At 51.7% G+C, this 10,657-nt stretch carries 8 protein-coding genes; all 8 read left to right on the top strand.

Annotated features, from left to right (window positions below; genetic code table 11):
• The first annotated feature begins 63 nt into the window (after positions 1–63).
• The 8 genes from M3G15_RS09225 to M3G15_RS09190 all read left to right on the top strand — a co-directional run bounded on the left by M3G15_RS09225 (position 64) and on the right by M3G15_RS09190 (position 10,482).
• The gene (locus tag M3G15_RS09225) at positions 64–738 is read left to right on the top strand and encodes a DUF2642 domain-containing protein (protein WP_260070704.1); all 675 of its coding nucleotides are present in this window, start codon (positions 64–66) and stop codon (positions 736–738) included.
• A gap of 14 nt (positions 739–752) precedes the next feature.
• Positions 753–902: a hypothetical protein gene (locus tag M3G15_RS09220; protein ID WP_009227114.1), complete on the top strand. Its 150-nt coding sequence runs from the start codon at positions 753–755 to the stop codon at positions 900–902.
• Positions 903–946: 44 nt separating this feature from the next.
• The gene (locus M3G15_RS09215; protein ID WP_260070703.1) at positions 947–2,317 is read left to right on the top strand and encodes an arsenic transporter; all 1,371 of its coding nucleotides are present in this window, start codon (positions 947–949) and stop codon (positions 2,315–2,317) included.
• A gap of 186 nt (positions 2,318–2,503) precedes the next feature.
• A complete protein-coding gene (locus tag M3G15_RS09210) occupies positions 2,504–4,135 on the top strand; it encodes a formate--tetrahydrofolate ligase (RefSeq protein ID WP_260070702.1) in 1,632 nt (543 codons plus the stop codon).
• 171 nt (positions 4,136–4,306) lie between these two features.
• Complete coding sequence (locus M3G15_RS09205; RefSeq protein WP_009227117.1) at positions 4,307–5,617, top strand: ABC transporter substrate-binding protein; 1,311 nt, start codon at positions 4,307–4,309, stop codon at positions 5,615–5,617.
• Positions 5,618–5,755: 138 nt separating this feature from the next.
• A complete protein-coding gene (locus M3G15_RS09200; RefSeq protein ID WP_260070701.1) occupies positions 5,756–7,495 on the top strand; it encodes a cache domain-containing sensor histidine kinase in 1,740 nt (579 codons plus the stop codon).
• Positions 7,496–7,519: 24 nt separating this feature from the next.
• The gene (locus M3G15_RS09195) at positions 7,520–8,893 is read left to right on the top strand and encodes an ABC transporter substrate-binding protein (RefSeq protein WP_009227119.1); all 1,374 of its coding nucleotides are present in this window, start codon (positions 7,520–7,522) and stop codon (positions 8,891–8,893) included.
• Positions 8,887–10,482 (top strand): response regulator, encoded by a 1,596-nt coding sequence (locus M3G15_RS09190; protein ID WP_260070700.1) that lies wholly within the window; start codon positions 8,887–8,889, stop codon positions 10,480–10,482. The genes M3G15_RS09195 and M3G15_RS09190 overlap by 7 nt, the downstream gene beginning before the upstream one ends.
• Positions 10,483–10,657: the final 175 nt, after the last annotated feature.

Raw genomic sequence — 10,657 nt, 5'->3', positions numbered from 1 at the left:
CGAGCCGACAAATGTCTTTCCTATCACCCTCACCAACGATGCTCATGATAAAGGAGGTATACGATGCCTATGCTAACTTCTTATATCGGACAACATATCGAACTCACCATTAGCGGCAGACCCCAATTAGACACAGGGTTCTTAGTTGATGCAGGGGATGATATTGTCGTCATCTTCAGACAGGAGCGCTATTACTACATTCCAACGAAGCACATTCATCACTTCCGGGTTATTCCATTTCCTGAGAAAGAACATGAGGGAACCTTGTATGAGAACCCGCTGGAATGGGCAGCGGGAGAGTCGATTTCCTTCCGGAAAACGTTGTTTAACGCCCGAGGCGTCTTTATGGAAGTTTATATGACGGGCGTTCATACGCTTAGCGGTTATCTGACCAGCGTCATGAACGATTACCTTGTATTCTATTCTACGGTTTTTCATACCGTGTATGTCCCATTGGACCACGTGAAGTTAATTATGCCTTATCCGGCCAACAAACCTCCCTTTTCTTTAGAAAATGAAAGACTGGGCGTCAAGCCCACCGGTCTGACATTGGCCCGAACGTTTGAGCAGCAACTTAAAAAGATGGAAGGGAGTTTGGCGGTTCTCGATCATGGGGAAGCGCCGGATAAATTCGGGATCGTTCAATCCGTTGATCGAGGTTTGCTTTACCTTGTTTTAGCTGACGGGGAATCGGTGATATGGAATATTCAGCATATTAAGTCTGTCCATTTGCCTTAAGGGGGGAGTAGAAAATGGTTGTCCTTGTATTGATTGTACTTTCGGGGTTGGGACTCTATACGTTGTTAAAACCTTCGGTCAAGGAAGAAACGATTGCCCATGCTCCTGTTGTTGAAGTTCAGCAGGCTGAGTACGAATACCTTGGTCGTGTCAGCGGTAAATAATCGGCCGGCTAGAGCAGAAACAATTGGAGAATGGAGGTGGTCACTTGATAGAGCTTACAGCTGCAAGCTTAACGATTCTCGCATTTGTTCTAACCACCATCCTAATCTTGTGGCGCCCAAGGGGGCTCAATGAAGCTTTCCCCTCCACGATCGGGGCTGTCATCGTCTTACTCAGCGGGACAGTGAACTTTTCCGATCTGCTTCATATCGGAGAGACCGTGAGCGGAGCGGCGATCACGATTATGGCGACGATTATTATGGCGCTTGTCTTGGAAAGCTTCGGTTTTTTTCATTGGGCAGCCGAGGGACTTGCTTACCGATCCAGGGGCTCCGGGATCCGCTTGTTTTGGTACGTGAACCTGATGTGTTTTTTAATGACGCTGTTCTTTAATAATGATGGCAGCATTCTCATTACGACACCGATATTACTGCTATTGCTAAGAGAATTTAAGTTGAAAAACCATCAGAAGATCCCTTATCTCTTATCCGGAGCTTTAGTGGCAACAGCCTCCAGCGCCCCGATCGGAGTCAGCAACATCGTGAACTTGATTGCACTTAATATGGTTGGGATGAACTTATATACGCACACGATGATGATGTTTGTCCCTGCAATTTTAGGGTTGATTGTGCTGGTAGGTTTACTATTTCTCGTATTCTATCGTCAATTGCCGAAAGAGCTGCCGCCCAGATTGAGGGCACATCCGTTAAAAGCACCGCGATTAAGCCTTGAATCCGATGATGGGTTGGAGCAGGCTGCGCCGTATCGCGAGCCCTTGAAACAAGATACGAAATTTATGCAAAAAATATTGCTATTCGTGCTCATCGTACGCATCAGTTTATTTGTTGCCTCTTACTACGGGATTCCCGTAGAGCTGGCTGCTGTACTTGGCTCTTGTGTATTGCTAGGGTGGAGATGGTACCGTTTGAAGATTCCGCCATCGGATATGCTTCGCAAGGTTCCGTGGCATATTTTGGTTTTCGCTTTCAGCATGTATGTCATCATTTTTGGGTTACACAACATCGGATTAACGAATTTTCTCATTTCGCTTGTAAATCCTCTGATCCACGACGGCATGCTGAACGCCAGCTTGCTCATGGGAGGAGTTATGACGTTACTCTCCATATTTTTCAATAATCACCCTGCTTTAATGATCGGAACGATGACGCTCACCGAAATGCAGCTGGACCCTCTGACGCTAAAGATCTCTTATCTGGCTAGTGTCATTGGCAGTGATATCGGTGCATTGTTATTGCCGATCGGGACGTTAGCTTCGTTGATCTGGTTCCATCTTCTTAGAAAACATCACGTCAAAATTACATGGGATGATTACTTGAAAGTGACGATGATCGTCATCCCGCCTACGCTGATCTTCACACTGGTCCTCTTGCCTTTGTGGGTACAATGGATCTTATAAATCGAACAGGGGCCTGCAGCTTACGCCGAAGGCCCTTGATGTTTTTCCGAAGTAGTGCTGCAATCGGGATTCAGGACGAAATCCATCACGCATATTTCCATCTATTTCATGTACAATAAGGATGAATTCTTTCTATAAGATTTTCGGGATAAAAAAGAACGAGATAGATGGAGGTAGCGGAGTGGAATGAAGCCGATATTGGAAGTAGCCGCATCGTGTGGAATTGCCGAACAACATATTGAGTTGTATGGACGGTATAAGGGGAAAATAGATGCTAGCATCCGAGAAGAGTTTCGCAACCGGCCGGATGGAAAATTAGTGCTGGTGACCGCGATGAATCCGACGCCGGCTGGAGAAGGAAAAACGTTAACGACGATTGGACTAGCCCAATCGCTGAATGCCATCGGGCGGACAACCATTGCGGCGCTGCGGGAGCCGTCGCTTGGACCTTGCTTTGGCATGAAAGGCGGTGCAACCGGCAGCAATAAAGCGCAGCTGCTCCCTTCAGAGGATATCAACCTGCATTTTACCGGAGACCTGCATGCCATTACATCCGCGCATAATTTGCTGGCGGCGATGTTGGATAATCATATTTTTCAAGGGAATGCCCTGCAGATCGACACGGACCGGATCTTGTGGAAACGGGCAATGGACATGAATGACCGCAGCCTGCGGCAAATCGTCGTAGGACTAGGCGAAGGAAACGGGAGCGTGCACGAATCCGGATTTATGATCACAACGGCCTCCGAGGTCATGGCGGTGTTATGCCTCAGTGAGGATGCGCAGGATCTCAAGGACCGCTTGAGCCGGATGGTCGTGGCCCGGAACATGGCAGGCGAGCCGATCACCGCAGCGCAGATTGGCGCCGTGGATGCGATGACCGTCCTGCTGAAGGATGCGATCAAGCCCAATCTGGTGCAGACGGCGGAGGGAACGCCGGCAATCGTGCACGGCGGACCGTTTGCCAATATCGCCCACGGTTGCAGCAGCGTAATCGGTACGAAGACCGCTTTGAAGCTGGCGGATATCGTTGTGACAGAAGCGGGCTTTGGAGCTGACTTGGGCGCGGAGAAGTTCTTCGACATCAAATGCCGGCAGGCAGGTTTGAAGCCGGATGCAGCTGTATTGGTCGTCACGGTGAAGGCGTTGAAATACAACGGCGGAGCGTCTAAGACCGAGCTGGACCAGCCCAATATGGAAGCGCTGCGAGCCGGATTGCCCAACATGAAGCGGCATCTGGAGAACCTTCGCAAATTTGGGGTGCCGGTGATGGTCGCGATTAATCATTTTACCAGTGATACGGAAGATGAGATTGCGCTTGTGAAAGAGGAATGCGCCCGGTTGGGCGTTAAGGCAGAGCTGTCGGACGTTTGGGCGAAAGGCAGTGAAGGCGGCAGGGAGATGGCGTTGGCTCTGCTGGGCATGTTGGAGCAGGAGACCGCGCAATATACTCCGCTTTATCCCGATGATCTGGACCTCAAGGCCAAAATCGAGACGGTGGTTAGGGAAATTTACCGCGGCGAGGGCATCAAGCTAAGCGCCAAAGCGGCCGCCCAAATCGAGGAGCTGGAGCGGCAGGGCTTCGGCCGGCTGCCGGTCTGCATGGCGAAGACGCCGTATTCGTTCTCCGATCAGGCGAATCTGTTAGGCGCCCCTGAAGGATTTACCGTACAAGTCAAGGACGTTACCTTATCCGCAGGTGCCGGCTTTGTTGTCGTCCATACCGGTAAAATCGTCACCATGCCCGGGCTGCCAAAGCATCCGGCTGCGGAGCGGATTCATCTTGACGAACGCGGGCAAGTTGCAGGTTTACTATAAATATGGAAAAGAGCGTCCGATTCTTCACGGATTGAAGTGGAGAATCGGCTTTTTGTTGCCTGGGATCGGAAAAATTCCAACCTGAAATCGCAAAATTGCCTCCTCAAAAATCCGCGTTGATTTCGCTAGACTAAAGGTATAAATTCGGATGCAGGAAAGGAATCAACCGCAATGAAGAGAGGAAAATGGTTGGCTGTTCTGCCGGTTGCCGCCATGATGATTTCTTTGCTAGGCGCATACAGCGTGATCAATGCGGCGAATGATGAGGAGAGCATCGCTTCGGGCCTGACCAATGGCAGTCTAGGTTCCCCGATTGAGCTGACGTTCTGGGCGCTGGAAGATGCCCATTACGAAGCGCTGGCCCAGGAATATATGGCGGAGCATTCTAATATTCACATCCGATTCAGCAAGGCAACAGATTCAATCGAACAAGATGACCGCTTAGAGGCAGCCTTGTCCGCTGGGACAGAAACCCCGGATATTTTGATGTTAAATCAGGAGTCCATGCAGCGGTTGATGGATCAACCAGATCGGTTTTATAACCTATATGATTTTGGCGCGAAGAGCATCGAACAGAACTACCTCTATTGGGCGTGGAAGCAAGCGACTACGGCTGACGGTTCCTTTCAAATGGGCTTGCCGGCCGAGGTCCGTCCGACGGTGGTTTACTATCGCGCGGATTTAATGGAACAAGCCGGACTTCCAACCGATCCCGAGGAATTTAGCGCCGCGATCAACAAATGGGATAAATTTGCCGCCGTGGCAAAGCAGTTTACGAAGGAAACCGGAATCCCGTTTGCCGATTCGGCAGAATTAGTGTATAACGGCCTGCGCGACCAATCGACGGACGTGATTTACTTTAATAAGGTTGACGGCTCCTTTATCGCGGACACGAATCCGCAGGTGAAGAAGGCGTACGATTTTACGGTAACAGGCATTCAAGAAGGATGGATTGGCAGCTGGGCACTTGGTTCTCCCGAATGGGAACAAGCGATTCGCGAGGGGAATGTAGGCGTCATTCTCGGCCCAACCTGGATGGAGGACACGATCCGCAGCGCCAAGGCGACAGCCGGCAAGTGGCGGATTGCGCAAATTCCTGAAGGCTCCGGCAGCTGGGGAGGCTCGTTCCTGACGTTGCCGAAGGAAGGGAAGCATCCGAAGGAAGCTTACGAGTTTATTACCTGGTTAACCAACAAGGAGCAACAGTTGAAGTCGTTTCAAGCCAACGGGCAGATGCCATCAATTCCGTCTGTCTATAACGAGCCGGCTTTCCTGGCCGAAGAAGATGAGTTTTTTGGAGGACAGGTGATCTCGGAGGCTTACGCCCGATCGGCGCAACGCGTCAAACCGTTCTACCGTGGTCCGCGGTTTGAGCAAGTTGATTTGAAGCTCAAGAATGCGCTCCAGAACGTGCTTGAGAACAAAGCGAATCCGCATAAGGAATGGGAGAAAGCCATCGCAGCTGCTAGAAACGATGGTTGAACATAGGTCATGAAAGGATACGTTAAAACAGATTCGCAAGGGGCTTGCCCTCTTGCGAATTTCGCTTTGTCGAAAGGTGCAAGGGAATCTGCTGGGGTATGAAGAATAATAGAGTAGGAGAAACATAGGAGGAACGAAATGAAGCTTCGTCGAAAAATCTTGCTGGCTATTATTCTTCTCGTCTTTATTCCCGTCATTCTGATGGGCTCCATCTCGTATTACAGCTTCTCGCGGGCCATGGAGAATAAATCGAATACCTTCTATTGGGTCTCCTTGCTTGAAACCGACCGCAAGCTGAAGTTTGCGTTAAACGAGGTGACGACCGTCTCGAACTCGGCGATCGCGCAGCCATTAATCCAGCAGTTGGTGAAGCAGCCGAACTTTGCGGTGACCTATGAGCAAAAGCAGGACATCAACAACCTGATCAACCACCCGATGATTACATCGTTTGGCCTGTATTCCAAGGACAAACTGCAGTACCAGTTTAATGAGGCGATGTCCCTTCAGGAATTGAAGCAGCAAAGCTGGTATGGGGCGATGGAAACCGCCGAAGGCCGCCCGGTTTGGGTAGGGCCGGGGGAGAACGGTTCGGCCGCCTCCGGGAAGCCGGTGCTGATTCAAGCCCGATTAATTAAGGATTACTACTCTCTGGAGGATATCGGCGCGTTAGTGATTTACGTGAAGCCAGATATTTTGGATCAAGTGTTTTGGGATGCTGTGACGTTAAAGCAGGGCGATATCTTGCTCGTGAACAAGCAGGGGAATATCGTGTTCGACAAGTCCGGCTCGTATATCGGAGAGCGCACGGAATTTCCTTTCCTGACCCAGGAGGAGCCGGAAGGGAAAGGGTATTATACCACCAAATATCAAGGCGAACCCTCGCTGATCACCTACTTGCCTTCACATAACAAGGATTGGTATCTTGTGGCCATTACGCCCAGTAAGCTGATCGCTTCGGAATCGAACTCGATCCGCAACATCGCGATTGTGTTGGTGCTGGTGTCGCTGATTTCGGCCTTTCTGTTCGACCGGTTTTTCGTCCGTCGATTGGTGCGCAGCATCATCGGTGCGGTTAACGGGATGAAGCGGGTGCAGCAGGGGATATTTGTGCCGATTACCTCTTCCGTGCGCAGCGAAGACGAAACGGATTTGCTCGTCGATGGCTTTAATCGGATGAGCACGCAAATCTCTGAGCTGATTGAACAGGTAGAGACCGAGCAGGCAAGGAAGAAGGAGTTCGAGCTTCAGGCGCTGGTTGCTCAGATCAATCCTCATTTTATTTATAACTCGCTGGAATCGATCAATTCGCTGGCGGTTTTGCAGGGGAACAAGGAGATCAGCAAAATGGTGGTCTCGCTCGGCAAGCTGCTGCGCATCAGCATTAGCGAAAACCAACAACTTATTACGCTGGCCATGGAAATGGAGCATGTGCGGCATTATCTGGATATTCAGAAGTTCCGCTTTGAGGAGCAGTTCGACTATCAGATCGAAATCCCCGAGTCGCTGAAGCACTATTTGACCCAGAAGCTGATCGTCCAGCCAATCGTGGAAAACGCGCTGTACCATGCGATCGAGCCGATGAAGGAAAAAGGGCTGATCTCGATTACAGCGAAGGAAGATGACCGGGATATTATGATCGATGTGACGGATAATGGGCCGGGCTTCAGCTTGGATCGGCTGATGAATTTGTGGAGCAAGGACGAAGGCAATAAAAACTACCGGGGAACCGGGGTTGGACTTCGAAATGTGCATGAGCGGTTGCGCATCCGGTTTGGCAGCCGCTACGGCATCCTGATCTGTTCATCTCCCGGACATGGCTCGACCATCCGCATCCGCATTCCGAAGCTTCTCCACGATTCGGCAGCGGCGAAACGATAACGACGGAGGAAGGAGGCGGTTGACATGAAAAAATGGTTTTTGAACTGGGGCTGGATCGCCGTCTACGCCGTAGTGCTGGCAATCTCCGTGTTGATCATCGCGGGCGCCGGTCACGAGCCAATCGAGGAGAAGCAGACCGAGAAGGTCACTTTAACCTTCCGCCACTTCTGGATTAAGGAGCATGACCGGCAGATGCTGAACATCGTCGAGGACGTTGTGGCCAAGTTCCAAGAGACGCATCCCAACGTCAAGGTGAACTTCGAGGGAATGGACCAGACCGTCCACCGCGAGCAGAAGCTGAAGAGCGAAATGGTTACCGGGACGCCGCCCGACATGTTTGTGTTGTTTGGGGGAGCTGAAATCGAGCCTTACGTCCGCTCCAACCGGCTGATGGACTTAACGGATTTCGTAGAGGAAAATGGGCTTAAGCAACAGTTTCAGGATTTGCATTTATGGACCTTCGACAATCATATTTACGGGTTGCCGATTGAAGGGAATGCGGAGCCGCTGTTTTATAATAAGGAAATCTTTAATGACTTGGGCTTGGAGCCTCCGGAGACGCTGGAGGATTTGAACAAGGTTATAGACGTGTTGACCGTTCACGGGATCACGCCGTTTGCGCTGGGTAACGAGGAACGCTGGCCGGCGGCTATCTTCGCCCATTATTTGATGGACCGGTATGCCGGGCCGGGGCTGATCAATGAGCTGGTGCAAGGCGACGAGTCGTTAAGCTTTCAGAACCCCTATTACTGGAAAGCTTATAAGCAATTGAAAAGTTGGATCGATGAGAACGCCTTCTACGAGCCGGCCAACGACCTGTCAACGGAGGAAGCCATCGAACGGTTCACCAGCGGTGAGGCGGCGATGTACCTGAACGGGAGCTGGGACATCAACCTGTTCCACAACGAGAAGGCGCCGGCAGGCTTTCAGAATCAGGTCGGCGTGATCCCGTTCCCGTCGCTGACGGAGGGGGGCAGCCGCTCGATCGCCGGAGGGTATACCATCGGAATCGGATTATCCTCCAATCTGGAGGAGGCCAAGTGGGAAGCGGCGCAGGAGCTGCTAAAGGCTCTTTATTCCGAAGAGGTGCAACGGCGTATCGTTTATGAGGCTTTGCGTATTCCTTCGATGAAGATTACGTATGACTCAGAAAAAACGGGACCGGTGTTTGCTCAAGTAGTTGAAATGATGGAACAAAGCAGCCAAAGCTTTGTCCCTTACGATAACGTGCTTCCTCCCGAGGTAAATAAAACGTTCCTCAAGGTACTGGAGGAAATGATCAGCAAGCGGACGAAGCCCGAGGAGGCGTTGGAACAGATTCAACAAACGTCGGCGCAATATTGGCAGCTTCGCAGAAGCTCGTTGCCGGCGGAGACGGCTGGAGGTGCAGGATGGTAGCACAAGGTGAGAAATATCGGGTCATTTTGGTGGACGATGAACCGGTGATTTTGCGAAGTTTGCGAGTCGCCGTGCCCTGGGAGGAACTGGGCCTGGAAATCGTCGGAGAAGCGCGGGGAGGCGAAGCAGCGCTGGAGCTCATCCGCGAGCTGTCCCCGCATATGGTCATCAGCGACATTCGCATGCCGGGGATGGACGGAATCACGTTGATGAAGGAAGTGTTGGCGGAGAATGCCAATCGGCTGTTTATTTTCGTCAGCGGCTACGGGGAGTTTGAATATGCCCGCGAGGCGTTGCGGGAAGGAGCGTTTGATTATCTGCTGAAACCGATCGACCATGACGAGCTGATCGAGATGATCCGGCGGGCGAAGAGAACGTTGGAGAAGCGGGCGGAGAACGATAAGCTGCTGCACTCGGTGCAGGTGTTGTCGATGCTGGCGAGGGAGCGGATGTTTGCCGAATTTATCGAAGGCAACCAGAGCCAAAGTCATCTGCAGCATATGCGCTGGCTGGAGAACAGCGAGCTGATGCAGGACTATTTTATGGCGGTGATCCAGCTGGATCATTTCGTCAAGCTGAACGAGCAGTGGTCGCCGGAGGAGCGGCGGCTGTGGTTATTTGCGGTGCGCAACATTTTGGGGGAATGGTCGGTGGCGCATGGGGCGCTGACGATGTTCCCTTTTCACGCAGGGGAATGGGTGTTGCTGTTCCCGAGTACGCTGACCAGCCAGAAGGAGGAGCTGGGCAGCGATGCCATCCGCCAGATTCAGCTCTATACCAAGCTGTCCTGCTCCATCGGGTTCAGCCAAACGGCGGCGGGGCTGGAGCGGTTGAGCGAGGCGTACCAAAGCGCCACAAGGGCGTTGTATCAGCGGTTTTACAGCGACCAGGCGGGCGTGTTCATCGATCAACCGAGCCGGGAGCCCGGGGCCGATCGGGAGGCCAAATATCCGAAGCACCTGGAAGCGGTGCTCCTGGACAGCATTCGGACGCTGAACCGGGAGCGGCTATTGTCCGCATTGGATGAAACGAAGCAATATCTCGAAGAGCAGGCCTTCTCGAAGGAAGCCGCCGAGCGGATGATCGTGGAACTGACAGTGGTCATGTTCCGGCAATACGAGCAGATGCACCTGCTGTCAGAGTGGTCGCTGGAAGGCTTGCTGCAGGAGCTGCAGTCCCTCGGAACATTGAGTGAAATGATCGGGCTGTTGAAAGCGAACTTTGGCCGGTGGATCAGCGAAAGCCGCGAGAGCCAGATCAAGGACAACGTGCAGCATGTGATCGCCAAGACGCAGGAGTACATTTTAAGCAACTATCATAAGGACCTCAGCATGGAGGAAGTCGCAGAGCGCGCCGATTTGAGCATCAGCCATTTTTGCTTGCTGTTTAAGCAGGTGACCGGCTACACGTTCCTCGAGTATTTGACGGAATGCCGTATCGAAAAGGCCAAGTATATTCTGAAGAACAGCCAAGTCAAAGTGTACCAAGTCGCCCCGATGGTAGGTTATCAAGACCCGCGTTACTTCACCCAGGTCTTTAAAAAAGTAACCGGCATGACGCCAACGGAGTATAGGGAGGCAGGGGTGTAGGTTGTATGGGGGGGGCAGTAGCATGATGTCCTGCCTCGCTCGGTTGTCCCGATTCCTGCAAAAATACAGTTTTTGAGTAACTTTTATCGTAAAATAGCAAAAAACCTGCAAAAGTGCAGGCTTTTTGTTCGTTTAAAGCGAAATTGCGGATTTTCGAGAAAAATAACTGCACTTT

It is taken from the genome of Paenibacillus sp. p3-SID1389, assembly GCF_025151705.1.
Classification (GTDB): Bacteria; Bacillota; Bacilli; order Paenibacillales; family Paenibacillaceae; genus Fontibacillus; species Fontibacillus phoenicis.
The sequence above is the reverse complement of the archived record's forward strand: the minus strand, read 5'-3'. Positions and strand labels throughout refer to the sequence as shown.